This window comes from Bacillus sp. JJ1764 (assembly GCF_036962145.1).
Lineage (GTDB): Bacteria > Bacillota > Bacilli > Bacillales > Cytobacillaceae > Neobacillus.
On the sequence record NZ_JBALNY010000036.1, the window covers coordinates 24,748 to 41,885 of the forward strand.

Sequence of the window (17,138 nt, forward strand, 5' to 3'; positions counted from 1 at the left end):
GTCTTTACCCATTTCATCGAGAATGTGGGTAATCGTCCCAGGACCTGTTTTTCTGCTTAAAACGACAAACCGCTGAAAAATTCCCTGGCTAAGAATTTCCTTTAACGTTGGCCGACACTTTATCTCTTCCAAACTGCTGCCATGCGTGGTCATCATTAATTGTATCCCGGCGTGCACAGCTTCTTGAATCGCAGCCGCATCCTCCATTCGCCCGATCTCATCAACAATTAATACATCCGGGCTCATAGAGCGAATTAACATCATCATTCCCTCCGCCTTTGGACAGGCATCGAGGACATCTACACGATTGCCAAACGTCAATTGTGGAATTCCATTCACACAGCCAGCAATTTCGCTTCGTTCATCAACAATTCCTACTTTACATGCTGGGATGCCCAGTTGAACGCTTCCAGTTGAAATAAATCTGGCAATATCACGCAGCAACGTTGTTTTTCCTGTCTGCGGCGGTCCAATAATCATCGTGTTCTTCCATTTCCCTTCGAATAGAAAGGGGAGAATGGAATCAGCAATTCCTACCTTTTCCCTGGCAATTCTTATATTAAATGACGATATATCTGTGATCGCTTTGACCTTCCCATCCTCAAGAATTACTTTTCCGGCCAAGCCAATTCGATGTCCTCCCGATACCGTTATATACCCTCGCTTTAATTCCTCTTCCAGTGCATAAATAGAATGATGGCTTATTTTATTCATCAATTGAAAAGCATCTTCAGGTTCAACTATATTGGTTAGAAAGTGGGGGGCTCCTCTCATCGTTAATTCGATAGGTCGTCCAATCCGGATCCGTATTTCTTCCAGTGCTTCGATTTGGGCAGGAGGGATCTGATGCAGGAGTGATACAATCTTTTTAGGTAAAAAGTTCAGGATTGTTTCCATAATTAGCTATCTCCCTTTTTGCTCGTCTCATTAATTAAAATGTATTCATGCTTGGACACAATATGACTTTCAAATCTGGCAAATCTTCCAAATTTATCTCTCAATCTATTTTTTCCCCTTTTAATAGAAAATCGGAAAGGTACTTTTTATAGGCTAAAGCATATTTATATATGGATTACACGATAAAGGTGGGGAAAGAATGTATCCATATCAGCAGCCGCAAAAAAATAAACCCCCGGAAAAACCATTTGATTTGAAAGTAAACGGAGAAGGAGAATTGATGGTCCAACCGGATTCTGCCTCCGTTAATTTAGGGGTTATTACAGAAAGTAAAGAACTAATCACTGCCCAGGAACAAAATTCTCAAGAGACAGCTAAAGTGATTCAGGCCCTTACATCATCGGGGATTCAAAAAAACCATATTCAAACCTTTGATTATCGAATTGAAACAGATTATGACTACGATCAAGGGAAACAAATATTTCGTGGTTACAAAGTGACCCATATTTTAAAAGTAATCTTTGAAGATTTAAACATGATAGGAAAAGTGATTGATCAATCTGTCAAGAATGGTGTAAATTATATTTCAAATGTGCAATTTACCGTAAAAAACAAAGAAGTCTACTATCAAAGAGCATTAGTTTTGGCAATCAATAATGCGATTGAAAAAGCCAATACAGTTGCTAAAACTTTACATGTCATGTTAAATCCGACGCCAGTATCCATCATTGAGTCTGGTGCAAGTTTCCAATCTCCATTCCGTCAACCGGAAACAATGGTAAAAGGGATCTCCTCCACCCAAATAGAGCCCGGTCAAATTCAGGTGAAGGCCAGTATTTTGGCAGAGTTTCACTATAGAGCGACCCAATAAAAAAGGGAATGAACCCGTGATGAAGGTTCATTCCCTTTTTTTAGTCTTTATTACTAATCATATTTTTTAACCCATTTGTAAATCTGCATTTCCGTTACTGGTCCATTATAATGTTCTCTGATGACCCCCTGCTTATCAATTACAAATGTTTCAGGCTGGCCAGTAACATTAAATTTTTTGGACACCTTGGCATTATAATCAAATAAATAAGTCATTCCATCCTTATTATTCTCGGATTCTTTTTTTATACGATCAATTGTTTCACCGCGATTGATCATGAGTAAAGGGTATTTGTCGCCATAATCCTTTTGGTAGGCAGCCAGTTCTGGAAATTCTTCCTTACATGGGGCGCACCAGCTTGCAAAATAATTTAAGATTACTACTTTGCCCTTGTAATCAGATAGTTTGGTTGTTCCACCATCATAATTGGGCATTTCAAAATTATACGCTCTATCACCAACATCTGTATGCTTGCCGTTTGTCACCATGCTATAACCAAAAAAACTGAACAACCCAACTATGCCAATCAACACGAGTGATTTAACCACACGCATGTTCATCGAAATTCCTCCTGACAACCTCTACCTAGTTTACTTTTCAATTTGCTTTAAAAATTCTATTTCTTTCTTAAGCTTGCTTTGTTTACGGTCTAAAATGAATAAATAAGCAAAAATGATCACCCAGGCAACAGAATAGGCAGCATACATAAATTCGTAGTTCATCCGAAATTCCTCCTACCGTTCTAAACTTTCTCTGATTCTTTCTTTATACTGTTCTACTTTAATTTTCATATTTTCAAGCGTAACGCCCTTGTTTAATAAATAAGCATAAAGGATTGTAAATGTGGCGATCGATACTAATAAGGCCACTAACATCGAAGAAGTAATCCCTCCACCTTGTTGGTTTACACCATCACCGAATACAATGGGATGTAATTTCGTTTGCCACCAGCGAATCGCAAAGAATACGATAGGTACATCAACAAAGCCGATTACGCCAAAAACAGCAGCGAGCCTTGCTTTCTTGTCCCAAGCTCCATCCATATGGCGAACCATGATGTAGGCAACATAGATAAAGAAGAGGATTAAAGTTGTAATTAACCGCGGTTCCCATACCCACCAAGTATTCCAAGCTGATTTGGCCCAGATCGGCCCTGTTGTTAATACGATTAAGGTAAATACGATCCCAATTTCGGCAGAAACATAGGCATAGGTATCATATATTCTTTTACGCTTTACTAGAAACAAGACACTAAAAACACACGTGACAAAGAAGGCAAAAAAGGCAACCCAAGCTGAACTTACATGAAAATAAAAGATTTTCTGAGCAGCGCCCATTGTTTTTTCTTCTTCCGCATAAAGGAAAATTAAATAAAGGGATGCCAACATGGATATAACGGTCCCACCAAATAAAATTTTAGGTAAATTGGAGACCCTAGTTTCAGGCAAAGCTGAATCAGGAATTTCCGAATTCTCCCGTTCAAGATTTATACTCATGGCCTATACCTCCAGCACATAATCAATTAATAAAAGTGAAATCACAAAGAAAATAATATCGTAGGCTGTTACCATTTGTGTCCAAGCCAAAGCGCTGGATAATTTGCTCATATCTGATAAGATAATCCTGGTTGCTTGTGTTACACCAATCAGGATGGGGCTTGTAATTGGAAAAAGCAATAATGGAAGGAGCATTTCACTGCTTTTAGAATTGGCTGCTAAAGCAGCCAAGAACGTTCCAATTGAAACAAACCCAAAGCTTCCTACGAAGATGACGAGAATGAAATATGGGATGCTACCAAGCATTTTAAAATCAAATAATAAGAACAAAAAAGGAATTGAAACAAGCTCAACGACTAAGATCATGACGAAGTTGGCTAAAAACTTCCCCAAGAAAATGCTGGCAGCTTCCATTGGTGCGACTAACAAGCCTTGAATGGTATCATTTCGCTGTTCTGTGATAAATGAACGATTTAGCCCCAAAATGCCGGCAAATACGATAATGACCCAAATAACCCCTGGAATCACTGCTCTCATCGTATTGTTGGAGGGATCAAGGGCAAAGCTGAAAACAACGATGACCAGTGCTGCAAAGATAATTTGCGTGGCAAGGATTTGCTTTGTTTTTAACTCAGAGAGTAGATCCTTTTGCGCAAGAATGAAGGCTGACTTTAAGAGATTCATGATACCCCCTCCATCAGCTGTTCATATTTTTCGGATACAATATGTAATGCTTGTTTTTCAATCTTGAAATCGTCTACCATTTTTCCGTTTTTCAGAATGATAATTCGGTCGCAAATCTCGGCCGCTTGTTTAAAATCATGCGTTACCATTAATGTGGTTGTTCCTTTTTCTTTCATATTCAGAATGACATGATTTAGAATGGCAATAGCTCCTTGGTCTAAACCAGTATGTGGCTCGTCGAGGAGCAGAATTTTTGGTTCGTGAATAATCGCCCGTGCAATCGCAATTCTTTGAATCATCCCCCTTGAAAAGTTCTTAACAGGTTCATTTAAAAAGAAGGATAAGCCGACATCTTTTACTAGACTAATAGCTTTTTCTTCCACATTATGAACCCCGTAGAGCTTTCCGTAAAAAACAAGATTTTCTAAAGGAGAATAATGATCATATAACAGGCTGGAATGAGGTAAATATCCTAATAATTTTTTAATTTCGTTTTGTTGCTTTTTTAAGTCCAACCCATTCATTCGGATCGTTCCTGAAGTTGGCTTGATTAAGGAAGCAAGCACCTTTAAAAGGGTACTTTTACCTGCACCGTTTGGCCCCAATAAAGCTACCGTTTCTCCTTTTTGAATCGAGAGGTCCACGCCACGTAAGATCAGCTTATTATCAGCCTGCTTCGTTAGCTTGTTTATCTCTATCATTTTCAGTCCCTCCCCTTCGGAGCTGTTACTCTATGAAATTGCGTAAATTCATTTTTACTTGGACTAAATGTTGTTTATAAGCTTCTAGCTTTGCGTGGTATTCTTCCTCTGTCAGCTTTCCATCTCCAAAGGTTTCTTCAAGTTCTATAATCTTATCCATAATCGCCTTTTGCTTCGCCATCAATAGCTTAAAGGCTTGTTCTTCCTTGTCTGCTCCAAGTCTTTCCTCTTCCAGTTTTGCTTTTCTTCTGAAATAGATATAGTAGGAAATGCCTGCAAGCATCACCACACCAATGATGATGAGGAAAATATGCGGGTTAAATCGGTGCAATGGTGATTGTTCCCACATTCTTATATGACCTGGATTATGGAAAGCCGGTGCTGTATGAGTTACAGAGCTATTACTAGAGTTTGTGCTTGTGTCTGTTTGGGTTGTGGTACCTGCCGGCGGCTGTTTATCCTTGTCATATACAAGTGTGAAGGCTTGCTTTGCCTGCAAGTTTTCAATACTGTACCCGTTGTAATTTTGGTCCTCAAACTTGAAAAGTCCTTGATTGGTCGCCTGTACTCCGTTTACTTCAATGCTTCCTCTGCCTTCCGGAACAAGAATTTGCAAGGTTTGGACAGGATAGTCGACTGTTAATTTGATTTCCTTGCCTTTAGGAATTCGGTAGCTGTATGGCAGAACAGTCGTTTGATTTCCAGGTACCGGAGTTGTTGTAATAAACCCTCCATCTACCTGTTTAAAAGCTATTTGATTATCAAGGAAATTTAAGTCCTTGGCACCTTCAGGAAGAGTGACGTTTAAGACTGCCTCCCCCTGTCCATCACCTTTATATTCGTCTGCAGATGTATTGGTGTAATTCACCATGTTCATCATATTGGTAGACCCATCTTCAGCTGGGCTGACAACAATATAATGCATATCAATCAGAATTTTTGAATCAGTTGCTGCTAAACTATTCATCGGGATCAGCAGCATCAATCCTAGGAGGAGAACGGTGATTTTCCTGATCACTTTCCTTCCCCCTTTTTATGTTTATACATCTTCATTTGCTCTTCAATTTCACGTTCAACCTCTGCCATTAAGTCTTTGTCGGCTCGAACATGGGTCAGTTGCTCTTCTTCTTTCATGATATTGGCAACTTCAGTTTCATATTGTTTTTTCAAAATTTTATAATCTGTCGGTGAGATTTTATCCATCTTAAACTCAAATTCCAGTTCATTTAAAGTTGTTAACAACGATTCTTTTGTGGAAACCAAATTTGGATGATTGACCTTGTAACTAAATAATGGTTGCCACTTAAAAAACGGAGTCAAGATTAGAAATAGACAAATGAGCGCCAAAGCGGCGGTGAAAATGATTGAGACAATCGTGATATCGTGCATCTAGTTCACATCCTAAAGATACTTTTTGCGTTCCTCGTCAATGATGGAAGAAAGAATTTCTTCTTCAATTTCAACCTCGGTAGTTTGATTTTCAACAAGTTCCTCAGGCCCTTTCTTTTTCACCCATTTACGAATAACAAAGAAAAGAGCTGCAGCTGCTGCACCTAAAGCGGCAAATGGCAAAATCCAAGCGGTTAAACTAAAACCGCTTTTTTCAGGAGCTGTGAGGATTTCTTCCCCGTAGATTTTGACATAGTAATCTCGGATTTTGTCCTTGTCCCAGCCCTTGTTCATCATGCCAGCAAGATCCTTTTTAAACTCTTTGGTTTCATTACAGGTATTGGGATCACATTCGAAATGATCCTGTCCACATCCGCATGTACAACGAAACTGCGAAGCCACCGCTTTAAATTCCGCCGATTTATAATCGAACTCCTTAGCTTCTACCCGAAGAAATGATCCCTGGAAGATAACTACAAAGATGAATAGTCCTATATAAAATTTATATTTCATATTAAGACACCTCTTTACGTACCCCAGTATATCTAGGAGTAACATTTCCATATTTTCCATTCCAAATAGCAAAAAGTGCGCCAATCACGATGATAAAGGAACCAAACCATAACCAGTTCATCATTGGATTTACCTTAACTACAAAGGTAGCTTTTCCGTCATCTTCCCAAGCACTCAAAACAATGTATAAGTCTTCCTTCCATGAGGATATAATGGCTACCTCTGAGGAAGGCTGTTCCCAGTTTCCGTAAAACACTTTTTCTGGCTGATAAATACCAAGCTTTTTACCATCTCGAAATACGGTAATATCCGCATAGACAATATCGTTGATGCCTTCTTTCTTCTGATCCAGGCGTTCATAATTTAAACGATAATTGTTAATTTCAAGCGACCCGCCTAACGGAATGGTTTTCATCGTTTCTACATCATAATTTTGAGAACCGATGATTCCCATTGTGATGAAGGCAATTCCCAAGTGAACCATATATCCGCCATATCTGCGGCGATTTCTAATCATTAAGCGATATAAGGCAACGAGTGGCTTTTCCTTCGTCATTTTTCTTCTGGCCTTTACACCACGGTAAAATTCCAAAAAGTGAGTAATAAATAACAAAATAATAACTCCGTACCCAATGACAGCCCATGCTTTTTGTATGCCGAGAACCACCATTAGGACCATACCTGCCACCGCCAGGATTGCTGGGATTAAAAAGTTTTTTCTTAGATTTTTAACAGTCGATCTCTGCCAGGCCAACATTGGGCAAACCGCCATGACAAACATCATCGATAATAGGATGGGTGCTTCTACTTTATTAAAAAACGGAATACCTACAGTCACTTTTGTACCTCGAACCGCCTCGGATACTAACGGGAAGATGGTTCCCCAGAACACGGCAAAAGCAGCTCCGACTAATAGTAGATTATTAACTAGGAAACTACTTTCTTTCGAAACAAAGGACTGAAATTCTCCTGTGCTTCGCTTTAAGAGACTGTATCTGCTCATTAATACATAAAGCCCGCCAATTACGGCTATTGCCATAAAAATTAAGAAATATAATCCGAGATTGGAATTGGCAAAGGCGTGTACAGATGTTAAAACACCACTTCGAACTAGGAAGGTTCCGAACAAGGTCAAGGCATATGAAACAATAATTAAACTAATGTTCCATACCTTCAGCATATTTTTTCGTTCTTGTATCATCACAGAGTGTAAAAAAGCTGTAGCCGTTAACCAAGGCATAAAGGAGGCATTTTCGACTGGATCCCATGCCCAATATCCACCCCAGCCAAGTTCAACATATGCCCACTGACCACCAAAAATATTTCCAAGACTTAAGAACAACCAAGCAATAATCGTCCACCTTCTGGTCATTTTAATCCAGAAGTCATCTACGTTTTTTAAGATTAGTGCTGCCATTGCAAATGCAAATGGTATAGCAAGTCCAACATAACCAAGGTAAAGTGTTACGGGGTGGATAATCATCCCAGGATTTTGCAGCATTGGATTCAAACCTTTACCTTCGGTTGGAACATGATCTAATAGCACAAATGGCTTTGCGACAAATCCTAGGATAAAGAAGAAAAATACAGCATTAGCCAATAGAATAGAGGAAATGTAAGGAACCATTGGGTTTCCCCTCATTTTTCTAGAAAAGGCAATCATGATGGAATACAGTGTTAAGAAAAATGTCCAGAGAAGCAATGACCCTGCATTACCTGCCCATAAAGCAGTGAGTTTATATATAATCGGTAGTTCACTGCTGGTATAGTCATAAACATATTCATATTGGAATTGCGAAGTGGCTAGCAGGTAGAATAAGGAAATCATCGCCATTGCTGCACAGACAAGTAAAGCAATCATTCCACCTTTACCACTGTTAATCAATTTCTGATTCTTTGTACTGATCCCCAGTGTCATGATGAGGAGTGAATAAATCGCAACAGCTAATCCAATATAGATTGTTGCGTTTGCAAATAAAGTCATTTCGTCACCTTCTTATGTTCGCTATTGGTTTTCTTTCGGTGGCTTATTCAAAAATTTTTCATGCTTTTTAGGATCATAATTTTTCATATCCTTGCCTTCGTATTTAGAAGGGCATCTTGTTTTAACCGATTCGGCTTTAAAGGTGTCCTTTTTAGTTGGAGACCCTTGAAGGATACAAATAACGCCATCTGAGAAGTTGTCTGGTTTTGTACCGTGATACACTACATGCATAAGGCTTCCTTCTGTGTCTTTCACATCAAACTTCAATTCAATTTTGTCGGGATTCCATTTGATTGAGTCTTCTACTAACAATCCCTCTACGGTAACAAAATCATCTTTATGATCCTTTTGAGTGGCTAATAGATCGTTAAGCTTTAATTCTACACCGCTTGAGCCGGGAGTAGCAGCCATTAGTAAGAATACAATAGCTCCGGCAATAAGAAAGCCCCCTAGTAAAACTAGCGTATTTTTCTTCATTCCCCTCACCCCATTAGATTAATTTTTTCATTTCTTCCTCGTACATTTCTTGATCAATTTTCCCCGTTAACAATTTTTTGCGCAGTTCTTTTTTGGCCTCTGCATTAACAGCTTTGTTATCTTTTTTGCCTGGTGTTGATTTATTCTGATGAGACTTTGGATGTTTACCTGATTGTGCTGGTCTCTTTGAATTCCCTTTTAAACCTAAATAGACAAAAAGACCTGCAATGATAATGGCAATTCCGATAATAGATGCCCCACTGGCACTGATAATGGGCCGGCTGCTATTATCTTTACTGTTCTTTGTGATTTGATCAGTTGCGGTACCGTTTACACCTGTGTGGTTTTTATCGTTAGGAGGATTCTTCTTACTTATTGCCTCCATGGATGATTCCGTGCCGTCCTTTTTATAAGCGAAGGTATATTTTAAAGGCTCGCCTATTTTCACATTTTTATATTGATAAAAATATAATTCTTCACCATATTCGTTTTGGCTATTTTCTTGGGCCTTTGGCTCAATTTGAATATTTTTAGCATTCATGGGTGCATAGAAAACTACATCTAATTGTTCAATTTCTGCATTATTCGTAAATTGGTATGTAAAATTTTTTTGATCCTTTACACTAATTGATTGTGTGTAATATTCAATGACAAAGCTGTATGTAGCATTATTCTTGAGCGTGCTTTTTGGCTTCCAAGTAATAACTCCTTTCTCCTTATCAACATCGAAAGGGCGTTGGACTTCGGGTTCATTTTCTTTTGGAAATTCGGCAACTAACGCTGTTTCAAACCCTTTTTCATTTACCGGGACAGGAATTTCTACCTTTCCATCAAAATCTTGACCACTATTATTCGTAATCGTACCGTACATTCCCACCAGTAAAGAAGGAACATTTCTGGATGACCAATCTTCGGGATAATCAAATTCTGGCATCACTTGAATCTGCATGGACTTATAAGGGAACTTCTCCGCAGCGAAAGCGCTTTCCGCATTGGCTTTTGGGATAGCCAAACTGGTTATAAAAGCTGTAATGATGAATAAGGCCAAAATCTTTTTTTTAAGCATCGTAATCCTCCTTGGTAAAAAACGACTTCCATTTTTTACTATAGTCCTCTTAGAAAAAATATAATCCTTATCTCCCTTGAGTTGTTACCTCACTATTGAACATTTTGTTAAAGGATACAAAACGTTTTGTTTTTGACAAAAAATAACCACAAAAAGTTCACATTTCCCAAAATTGGGTTATTTTCGCAGAAAAACCTTGAGCCCTTTTAAGAGTCAAGGTTTTTGAATTTCTTCTAATGAACGAAGGTAGGAAACAATATCACTAATATCCTGTTGGCTTAATTGGCGTACTCCCTCCAGACCTTTTAGTGATGGTCCCATCCTAGTATCTTCACGACCGTAAGCGGTCCAGATCCAAAGTTGTTTATCGGTGGTGTATTTCAAAAATTGCGGGTTTGCGAGAGCTGTACCCATCTTTATTTTCCCTGCTCCTGCTTGTCCATGGCAGGTAAGACAATAGACATTATATTGTTTCAGCCCGCGGTTCGGGTCACCGGCAACCGTTTTTGGCACTTTATATTTAGTATCCTCAGATTGCCAATCCCTCATAAAAGCAACGACATTCTGGAGCTCTTTTTCAGATAATCGTGGCCCATATTCCGGCATTCCTGTCCCCTCACGACCGTATTTAACATAATGATAAAGATCTTTGTCGGAAACAGAATTCAAAAAGACTTGATTGTTGATGGCAGTACCGGCTTTTGCCCCCTCCCCTTTTCCAGTTTCGCCGTGGCAGATTAAACAATTTTGATTATAGGTTTTTTCCCCGGCCGCAACAGCTTTTTTATTACCGCTTCCAAAAATGGGGGTATTACTTATTGCAAAAATAATTCCAATAATAATTAGAATGTAAAAACTAATTAATATTTTTTTCATGGGTTACTCCTTCGGTTCGGGTGTTGGAGTTGGTTCCCCTTGGTTTCCGTATTTTCCAGTGATCAGTTCATAAATCTTCTTAGGACTTTTTCCGTCAAGATGCATATCTACCGCCTCCCGGGCGATATCGACACAAACGTCTCACGATATACCCATCGAGTCCCATTCTTTAACATCTTTATTTGAACCAAACTGACCTATAAAGCAGTCAAGATTGCTCTTATGGCCATCTGACGCATAGCATCCGCAATAGCAAGGGACTTGCGCCAGCACTTCAGGATATTTTGAAGCCATCACATACGTTTCTTGGACTTTCTTTGGAGCATTTAAAACAAAATCTGGAAATGGCTCATGTTTTTTATCAAGTGTCCATTTCTGGTCTTCTAATTTTGAACCGCATCCTGCCGCAATTAAAACAATGGCTAGGCAAAGCATAAAAAGAGAGGTTAATCGTTTCACGTTGTCACCCCTTCCAAATGGTTATTTTTACATTTATTTTAACAAATAAAACTTTGGTAATAGGTTCACAATTATTACTAAATAGTGAAAGATTCAAATCTAGTGAAAGTAAAAATATTGAAATCTACATGATAAAAACGGCCTTTCCTATTAGGATCAAGCCGCTTTACTCCCTTATTCAAGACTTACATATTCATGCCGCCATGTCCGCTCTGTCCAATCGATGGATCTATCATTCCAAAAATCATCGCAATGTGGGCAACAATTAAAAACATACCGACAAAGAAGGCATGCACTTTCAATTTTTCTTCTGAAGATTTATTTTTGTAAATAACCCCTAAATCCACAAGTGCCATACCTAGTAGTGGCACAACGCCAAGAAGATAGAAGGTAACTGCGACAACATCGATCCATCCCTTCCAACCTCCATTTACAGTTAGAGGAATATAAGCGGTTTTCATTAAATATAGAAAAATTCCAGTAAAATAGATCCCTGCAAAAATACTGACTGCTTTATTTACCATTCTTAAGGTGCCATTTAAATTTCTCGTGAATAAAATGGCAAGTTCTGTTACTGCTATGGTTTCCGCACAAATAACAGGTACTGCCATAAAAATCAGGAGATTCCAAGGCTGGTTGTCCGCCAAAAGCCCCATATAATGTGTCATGTTCATCAGACATCTGCTCCTTTTATTTGGATTACCCTTTTAATTTAATAAATAAATGTGCAGAAAGTTTGGAGAAACTTTGGATAATTTGTAAATAGAAAAAAGCCTTAGTACCGTAAATATACGGTACTAAGGCTTTTTGGACTAAGCTCTTGATACGTAAGTAGCTTCAGTAGTATTAATAATTAACTTATCTCCCTGATTAATGAAGAACGGCACTTGAACAATTAGCCCCGTCTCAAGAGTAGCTGGCTTGGTACCGCCTGATGCTGTATCCCCTTTAATTCCCGGCTCTGTTTCTGTTACTTCGAGTTCTACTGTGTTTGGTAATTCAACCCCAAGTGTTTCAGTTTGGAACATCAGGATGTGAACTTCCATGTTTTCCTTTAAGAACTTTAATTCATATTCAATGCTTGTTGCAGGCAGTTCAACCTGCTCATAAGATTCCATATCCATGAATACATGCTGATCACCGCTAGCATATAAATATTGCATTTTGCGGTTATCAATTTGCGCCTTCTCGACCTTTTCACCGGCACGGAATGTTTTTTCTTGAATAGCTCCATTGCGAAGATTACGCAGCTTTGAACGAACGAATGCTGCCCCTTTACCTGGTTTCACGTGTTGGAAATCAATGACGCGCCAAATACCGCCGTCTACCTCGATGGTTAATCCTGTACGGAAATCGTTAACTGAAATCATATTTGAACCTCCTAAAATAATTACAAAATGATGAGATCTTTAGTTGAATGAGTAAGAGCCTCATTTGAATCCTTTGTGATTAAAGTATCATCTTCAATCCGGACACCGCCAAGCCCTGGGATATAAATTCCTGGTTCACAGGTTACTACCATGCCTGGTTCCAATACAAGATCCGATTTGGCAGAAAGCGCTGGTCCTTCATGAACCTCCAGACCAATCCCATGTCCAGTGGAATGTCCAAAGTATTCTCCATAGCCCTTCTCTGTTATGTAGTCTCTTGTCAAAGCATCTGCTTGCTTGCCGGTCATTCCAGGTTTAATTCCGTCCATACCGCGCAATTGGGCATCTAGAACAATCTGATAAATTTCTTTCAGTTTTGCATCCGGTTCACCAACAGCAACGGTTCTTGTAATATCAGATACATAACCTTTATAGTAAGCACCAAAATCAAGAGTGACCATGTCCCCGTTTTCTATAGCCTTCTCACTGGCAACACCATGTGGGAGAGCAGAACGAAATCCTGAAGCAACAATGGTATCAAAGGATGAAGAAGTTGCTCCGGCTTTTCTCATAAAGAATTCTAACTCATTCGTTACTTCGAGCTCTGTTTTTCCTGGACGAATAAAGTCCAAAATATGTTTAAATGCGGCATCAGCTATATCCGCTGCTTCCTTTAATATCTTAATCTCTGCATCAGTCTTTATCAAGCGTAACTTTTCAATAAGTCCTGAAATTGGAACAAGTTCTGTTTCTACTTCCTTTTCATATACATTGTAGGATGAAAAAGTCATGTATTCCTCTTCAAAACCAAGCCTTTGAATCCCTAATTTTTTTGCTTGTTGGGCAATTTCTTTAGGGATTGATTCTGAAAACTTAATAATTTCAAAGCCATCACACTGTTTTGTGGCTTGTTCAATATAGCGGAAATCGGTAATAAATTGCGCCTTTTCCTCACTTATTAATACAACGCCTGATGTTCCTGTAAAATTGGAAATATAGCGGCGATTAAAAGGGCTAGTCACCAGCATACCGTCAATTCCATGTTTTGAAAACTGTGATCTTAAGTTATCTAATTTAGTCATAGGGTTTCCCTCTCCTTCTCTATTCCTTTTAAGGACAAAATCATTTTATCATAACCGCTTAATTCAGACTATTTTCAAATTAAGATGCAGCTTCATTTTCTTGTACTATTCTATTCTGGTACTCATAATTAATTGAATAACCGATAAATATTCCATAGAGAGTATATAAGCAAATAGAACTAATAATGGTGTCTCTGTTCAGATCTCCAATTGGTTTTATTCCTGGAAAAAGTGGATTCAACACAAAAAACACGATCAGGAACAGGAGGATCCCATATCCGATTCCGAACCACATTCCAGGGAATTTCCTTAACAAAGCATAATAGAAGAATGCCGCCCCAATGGATAAAATTCCAAAAATAACAATTGAAACTACCGTTCCGATCCATCCATACTTCCAATTCCCCATCACCCACTCCTCCAATATCACACTTGGGCGAATCTGAGTCATATTAAAATAATAAGCTATAGATCCTATAGTCCCCCAAAAAATACCTCCAAATAATCCCGTCCAAAAAACCATTGCCGGAAAGGACATAGCTTTTGGATAGACCGATTTCTGTTCATCAAACATCATAAAACCTCCATTTACCAACTATTGAATCTGACCAATTATGATTTTTTGAATATAGAAACTCCATTCTTTTTACAAAATAGATTGGCTCGGTATATTCCGCTTTTATTATGCCCTTTTGCTTTCAATCCCTTTCATAAAAAATTTTTCTTAAATAACTGGAAATATAAAGTCATTTCCTAGAGGTTTTTTCACTTTTCTAGTAGAATTAAAGTAAGTACATACAGATTTTTTCTGATATGGGCAACTTTGGTATAGGTTGGTGTGAATACAGATGTCTAATACACAAAAGAATATCTATGGCGGCCAGGCGGTCGTTGAAGGAGTCATGTTTGGAGGCAAGTACCATTATGTAACGGCTGTTCGCAGAAAAGACCATTCTGTTGAATATTATCATTTGCCCCGAAAAGCTAATTCTTCATTATTATCAATAGTAAAGAAAATCCCCTTTATTCGCGGGATCATTTCTATAATTGAAGCGAGTGCGAATGGCTCCAAACACTTGAATTTTTCCACTGAGAGATATGATGTTGATCCAAAAGATGACGAGACGATAAAAGAAAAAGAAGTGTCCAAATTAACTATGTACCTCGGAGTAGCCGTCATTGGGGTTATTTCATTCCTTTTTGGAAAATTTGCTTTTACTCTAATTCCCGTCTTTCTTGCTGTCTTAACAAAACCAATCTTTCCATCCGATTTTGAACAGGTGTTAGTCGAAGGATTATTTAAATTGATTCTATTGCTTGGATATATTTATTTCGTTTCCTTAACCCCTTTGATCAAAAGGGTGTTTCAATACCACGGTGCTGAGCATAAAGTAATTAATACCTACGAAGCAGGAGCGGATTTGACGATTGAAAATGTTCAGGCTCACTCCCGTCTTCACTACCGGTGCGGAAGCAGTTTTATTCTATTTACGGTCATTGTCGGTGTATTTGTTTATATGTTGGTTCCAACGACTCCATTATGGCTACGAATTGTAGATCGCCTTTTGTTAATTCCTGTTGTATTAGGAATTTCCTTTGAAATTCTACAATTGACCAATAAGTTGCGGGATCTTCCTATTTTAAAATATCTTGGTCTTCCCGGACTTTGGCTTCAGTTATTAACGACTAAGGAGCCTAATGATGAACAAGTGGAAGTGGCCATTTTATCATTTAAGGAATTGCTTAGAAGGGAAAATGAATCTCAAAGTAAATGTGACAGCGAAGAAATTGTTTAAACTTTATATTTAAGTGTTTAAAAGATTAAAAAAATGCTTATGATGCTCTTAGGGAGGTGGCTTTCTTGAAAAATCGGACATCACTTTTTGTAGTTTGGGGACTTATTATTTTGGCCTTATTAGGTCTGTTTAGTACCATTACGTCTGACCCGGCTGGTTTTATTCAAAATATAGCCATTTTTGCTGTAATTGGTTTATTGATTTATTTCCTCTTTCGGAAATTTTCAACTTCAACCCCTCAGAAAAAAGAGCAGAGGGCATTTATTAAAGCTGCCAAAAAGTCAAAAAAACGTCTGCATCAAAAGGGTGGAGATACTAATATAAAGACCTCCTCTCTCGGGTCATTAACAACATTAAAGAAAAACAAGACAAAAAAGAAATCCCCTGCACATCTTACTGTGATTGACGGCAAAAAAAACAAAAAGAAAAATCGGGCTTCCTTTTAAAGGGCCCGATTTTTTCTTTTTAATACCCCCACTGATTTAAGAATTTTCTTGCATACTCCCGCCCTAACTGAACTAACTCTTGCTTCTTGGTTTCTGTTAAGTGAAACTCAATGGAAAGAATTCCGTCAGTGGGTATGAAAATAATATTTGAAGCATGTTTTTTGGATATATACCTAGCATCATGAGCATCTTTCATGGTTTCAAATAGTGCCTCGAAAAGCTCAATCGCATTGGCAATTTTATGTTTTTCATGCTCATATTCATTTGAACTTAGCTTAATTCCCAGTACGGGGCGTACTTTTTTAACATTTTCCTTATCAAATAACCACATGGGAAAATTACTTAAAACACCGCCATCCACAACCATATTCATCCCATCCGCAGTGCGTATTTTAACAGGTTCAAAGAAATAAGGTATACTACAGCTCATTCGAATCGCCTTTGCAATTGAAAATGAACCAGGTGAAATCCCGTACTTCTCTAGATCATCCGGCAACACAATCATTTGGCCATTTGAAAGATCAGAGGCAATTACCCTCAATGCTTTTGGTGGTAAGTCAGAAAAGGTTCTTAACCCTTTTGCTTCCAATTTTTCTTTTATCCATTTTTCCAGCTCATTTCCTTTATATAGCCCCAGCTTCCAATATAAAAACATCCATTTTGCCAGTTTGAAAGGAATAATCGTTTTACGTGCATCCAACATTTTAGATAACTCAACAGCATCCACTAACTCGTAAACTTCCTTACTGGTATATCCTGCAGCAATTAATGCTGCAATTATCGATCCGGCACTAGTGCCGGCAACCCTGACAAACCGCAAACCCCTGCTCTCAATTTCTTCATAGGCTCCAATTAAAGCAAAACCTTTGATGCCACCTCCGGAAAAAACACCGTCGATATTCATGGAAGCCACCCCTATTGAATACTCATTGTTACATCTTTAAGCAGAAGCATGCAAAAATAGTACACAGGACAAGGAAAAATATATTATTTTTTAATCAAAAGGCTGTATTAAAGAACAGTGTTGATTT

The 17,138-nt window shown here is 38.3% G+C and carries 22 protein-coding genes (1 of these 22 running past the window's edge); 3 read left to right on the top strand and 19 right to left on the bottom strand.

The window, feature by feature from the left end:
• A protein-coding gene (gene spoIIIAA / locus V7083_RS05595; protein WP_438823698.1) for a stage III sporulation protein AA crosses the window boundary here: on the bottom strand, nucleotides 1-897 show its 5' portion. 36 nt of this gene lie to the left of the window's left edge; 897 of the gene's 933 nt are visible here — the first part of the coding sequence; the start codon lies at nucleotides 895-897; its stop codon lies beyond the left edge, outside the window.
• A gap of 199 nt (nucleotides 898-1,096) precedes the next feature.
• On the opposite strand from spoIIIAA, the gene V7083_RS05600 reads away from it, so the two are divergent.
• Nucleotides 1,097-1,768 (top strand): SIMPL domain-containing protein, encoded by a 672-nt coding sequence (locus tag V7083_RS05600; RefSeq protein ID WP_335476236.1) that lies wholly within the window; start codon nucleotides 1,097-1,099, stop codon nucleotides 1,766-1,768.
• Between the two features lie 53 nt (nucleotides 1,769-1,821).
• Here the strand turns inward: V7083_RS05600 and V7083_RS05605 are convergent, their stop codons facing one another.
• From V7083_RS05605 to V7083_RS05685, 17 genes are all read right to left on the bottom strand, one after another.
• On the bottom strand, nucleotides 1,822-2,328 hold the full coding sequence (locus V7083_RS05605) for a TlpA family protein disulfide reductase (RefSeq protein WP_335476238.1): 507 nt from the start codon (nucleotides 2,326-2,328) through the stop codon (nucleotides 1,822-1,824).
• A 30-nt stretch (nucleotides 2,329-2,358) separates the two neighbouring features.
• Nucleotides 2,359-2,490, bottom strand: a complete 132-nt coding sequence (locus V7083_RS05610) for a CcmD family protein (RefSeq protein WP_335476240.1) — start codon at nucleotides 2,488-2,490, stop codon at nucleotides 2,359-2,361.
• Nucleotides 2,491-2,502: 12 nt separating this feature from the next.
• Nucleotides 2,503-3,264 (bottom strand): cytochrome c biogenesis protein, encoded by a 762-nt coding sequence (locus V7083_RS05615; RefSeq protein WP_335476242.1) that lies wholly within the window; start codon nucleotides 3,262-3,264, stop codon nucleotides 2,503-2,505.
• A 3-nt stretch (nucleotides 3,265-3,267) separates the two neighbouring features.
• The gene (locus V7083_RS05620) at nucleotides 3,268-3,948 is read right to left on the bottom strand and encodes a heme exporter protein CcmB (protein ID WP_335476244.1); all 681 of its coding nucleotides are present in this window, start codon (nucleotides 3,946-3,948) and stop codon (nucleotides 3,268-3,270) included.
• Entirely contained in the window at nucleotides 3,945-4,649 is a 705-nt protein-coding gene (gene ccmA, locus V7083_RS05625; RefSeq protein ID WP_335476246.1) for a heme ABC exporter ATP-binding protein CcmA, read from the bottom strand. The genes V7083_RS05620 and ccmA overlap by 4 nt, the downstream gene beginning before the upstream one ends.
• A 25-nt stretch (nucleotides 4,650-4,674) precedes the next feature.
• The gene (locus tag V7083_RS05630) at nucleotides 4,675-5,667 is read right to left on the bottom strand and encodes a hypothetical protein (RefSeq protein ID WP_335476248.1); all 993 of its coding nucleotides are present in this window, start codon (nucleotides 5,665-5,667) and stop codon (nucleotides 4,675-4,677) included.
• Nucleotides 5,664-6,038: a hypothetical protein gene (locus V7083_RS05635; protein ID WP_335476250.1), complete on the bottom strand. Its 375-nt coding sequence runs from the start codon at nucleotides 6,036-6,038 to the stop codon at nucleotides 5,664-5,666. The genes V7083_RS05630 and V7083_RS05635 overlap by 4 nt, the downstream gene beginning before the upstream one ends.
• Nucleotides 6,039-6,050: 12 nt before the next feature.
• Nucleotides 6,051-6,551 (bottom strand): cytochrome c-type biogenesis protein, encoded by a 501-nt coding sequence (locus V7083_RS05640; RefSeq protein ID WP_335476252.1) that lies wholly within the window; start codon nucleotides 6,549-6,551, stop codon nucleotides 6,051-6,053.
• A 1-nt stretch (nucleotide 6,552) separates the two neighbouring features.
• The gene (locus V7083_RS05645) at nucleotides 6,553-8,535 is read right to left on the bottom strand and encodes a heme lyase CcmF/NrfE family subunit (protein WP_335476254.1); all 1,983 of its coding nucleotides are present in this window, start codon (nucleotides 8,533-8,535) and stop codon (nucleotides 6,553-6,555) included.
• Between the two features lie 21 nt (nucleotides 8,536-8,556).
• Nucleotides 8,557-9,012 carry a cytochrome c maturation protein CcmE gene (locus tag V7083_RS05650; RefSeq protein WP_335476256.1) on the bottom strand — a complete coding sequence of 152 codons (456 nt, stop codon included), beginning with the start codon at nucleotides 9,010-9,012 and terminating at the stop codon, nucleotides 8,557-8,559.
• 13 nt (nucleotides 9,013-9,025) lie between these two features.
• Nucleotides 9,026-10,078, bottom strand: a complete 1,053-nt coding sequence (locus V7083_RS05655) for a hypothetical protein (RefSeq protein WP_335476258.1) — start codon at nucleotides 10,076-10,078, stop codon at nucleotides 9,026-9,028.
• Nucleotides 10,079-10,291: 213 nt separating this feature from the next.
• The gene (locus V7083_RS05660) at nucleotides 10,292-10,954 is read right to left on the bottom strand and encodes a c-type cytochrome (RefSeq protein WP_335476260.1); all 663 of its coding nucleotides are present in this window, start codon (nucleotides 10,952-10,954) and stop codon (nucleotides 10,292-10,294) included.
• Between the two features lie 3 nt (nucleotides 10,955-10,957).
• Nucleotides 10,958-11,413, bottom strand: coding sequence for a PCYCGC motif-containing (lipo)protein (locus V7083_RS05665; RefSeq protein ID WP_435555322.1), 456 nt, complete (start codon nucleotides 11,411-11,413; stop codon nucleotides 10,958-10,960).
• Nucleotides 11,414-11,598: 185 nt separating this feature from the next.
• Nucleotides 11,599-12,087 carry a DUF6803 family protein gene (locus V7083_RS05670; RefSeq protein WP_335476262.1) on the bottom strand — a complete coding sequence of 163 codons (489 nt, stop codon included), beginning with the start codon at nucleotides 12,085-12,087 and terminating at the stop codon, nucleotides 11,599-11,601.
• Between the two features lie 138 nt (nucleotides 12,088-12,225).
• On the bottom strand, nucleotides 12,226-12,783 hold the full coding sequence (gene efp, locus V7083_RS05675; protein ID WP_335476264.1) for an elongation factor P: 558 nt from the start codon (nucleotides 12,781-12,783) through the stop codon (nucleotides 12,226-12,228).
• 20 nt (nucleotides 12,784-12,803) lie between these two features.
• Complete coding sequence (locus V7083_RS05680; protein ID WP_335476266.1) at nucleotides 12,804-13,865, bottom strand: M24 family metallopeptidase; 1,062 nt, start codon at nucleotides 13,863-13,865, stop codon at nucleotides 12,804-12,806.
• 79 nt (nucleotides 13,866-13,944) lie between these two features.
• On the bottom strand, nucleotides 13,945-14,439 hold the full coding sequence (locus V7083_RS05685; protein WP_335476269.1) for a YqhR family membrane protein: 495 nt from the start codon (nucleotides 14,437-14,439) through the stop codon (nucleotides 13,945-13,947).
• 274 nt (nucleotides 14,440-14,713) lie between these two features.
• Here V7083_RS05685 and V7083_RS05690 point away from each other — a divergent pair, with 274 nt between their 5' ends.
• Both V7083_RS05690 and V7083_RS05695 read left to right on the top strand, forming a co-directional pair.
• Nucleotides 14,714-15,661: a DUF1385 domain-containing protein gene (locus V7083_RS05690; protein WP_335476271.1), complete on the top strand. Its 948-nt coding sequence runs from the start codon at nucleotides 14,714-14,716 to the stop codon at nucleotides 15,659-15,661.
• A 56-nt stretch (nucleotides 15,662-15,717) separates the two neighbouring features.
• Nucleotides 15,718-16,107: an SA1362 family protein gene (locus V7083_RS05695; RefSeq protein WP_335476273.1), complete on the top strand. Its 390-nt coding sequence runs from the start codon at nucleotides 15,718-15,720 to the stop codon at nucleotides 16,105-16,107.
• A gap of 19 nt (nucleotides 16,108-16,126) precedes the next feature.
• On the opposite strand, the gene V7083_RS05700 is transcribed toward V7083_RS05695, so the two are convergent.
• Nucleotides 16,127-17,011, bottom strand: a complete 885-nt coding sequence (locus V7083_RS05700) for a patatin-like phospholipase family protein (protein WP_335476275.1) — start codon at nucleotides 17,009-17,011, stop codon at nucleotides 16,127-16,129.
• Nucleotides 17,012-17,138 lie beyond the last annotated feature (127 nt).

Excerpts from the sequence above, each read along its gene's own strand:
- V7083_RS05660 (WP_335476260.1), bottom strand. The coding sequence starts at position 10,954 with ATGAAAAAAATATTAATTAGTTTTTACATTCTAATTATTATTGGAATT.
- V7083_RS05620 (WP_335476244.1), bottom strand. The coding sequence starts at position 3,948 with ATGAATCTCTTAAAGTCAGCCTTCATTCTTGCGCAAAAGGATCTACTC.
- V7083_RS05605 (WP_335476238.1), bottom strand. The coding sequence starts at position 2,328 with ATGAACATGCGTGTGGTTAAATCACTCGTGTTGATTGGCATAGTTGGG.
- V7083_RS05650 (WP_335476256.1), bottom strand. The coding sequence starts at position 9,012 with ATGAAGAAAAATACGCTAGTTTTACTAGGGGGCTTTCTTATTGCCGGA.
- V7083_RS05685 (WP_335476269.1), bottom strand. The coding sequence starts at position 14,439 with ATGTTTGATGAACAGAAATCGGTCTATCCAAAAGCTATGTCCTTTCCG.
- V7083_RS05615 (WP_335476242.1), bottom strand. The coding sequence starts at position 3,264 with ATGAGTATAAATCTTGAACGGGAGAATTCGGAAATTCCTGATTCAGCT.
- V7083_RS05670 (WP_335476262.1), bottom strand. The coding sequence starts at position 12,087 with ATGAACATGACACATTATATGGGGCTTTTGGCGGACAACCAGCCTTGG.
- V7083_RS05700 (WP_335476275.1), bottom strand. The coding sequence starts at position 17,011 with ATGAATATCGACGGTGTTTTTTCCGGAGGTGGCATCAAAGGTTTTGCT.
- V7083_RS05610 (WP_335476240.1), bottom strand. The coding sequence starts at position 2,490 with ATGAACTACGAATTTATGTATGCTGCCTATTCTGTTGCCTGGGTGATC.
- ccmA (WP_335476246.1), bottom strand. The coding sequence starts at position 4,649 with ATGATAGAGATAAACAAGCTAACGAAGCAGGCTGATAATAAGCTGATC.
- V7083_RS05635 (WP_335476250.1), bottom strand. The coding sequence starts at position 6,038 with ATGCACGATATCACGATTGTCTCAATCATTTTCACCGCCGCTTTGGCG.
- efp (WP_335476264.1), bottom strand. The coding sequence starts at position 12,783 with ATGATTTCAGTTAACGATTTCCGTACAGGATTAACCATCGAGGTAGAC.
- V7083_RS05600 (WP_335476236.1), top strand. The coding sequence starts at position 1,097 with ATGTATCCATATCAGCAGCCGCAAAAAAATAAACCCCCGGAAAAACCA.
- V7083_RS05655 (WP_335476258.1), bottom strand. The coding sequence starts at position 10,078 with ATGCTTAAAAAAAAGATTTTGGCCTTATTCATCATTACAGCTTTTATA.
- V7083_RS05680 (WP_335476266.1), bottom strand. The coding sequence starts at position 13,865 with ATGACTAAATTAGATAACTTAAGATCACAGTTTTCAAAACATGGAATT.
- V7083_RS05690 (WP_335476271.1), top strand. The coding sequence starts at position 14,714 with ATGTCTAATACACAAAAGAATATCTATGGCGGCCAGGCGGTCGTTGAA.
- V7083_RS05640 (WP_335476252.1), bottom strand. The coding sequence starts at position 6,551 with ATGAAATATAAATTTTATATAGGACTATTCATCTTTGTAGTTATCTTC.
- V7083_RS05645 (WP_335476254.1), bottom strand. The coding sequence starts at position 8,535 with ATGACTTTATTTGCAAACGCAACAATCTATATTGGATTAGCTGTTGCG.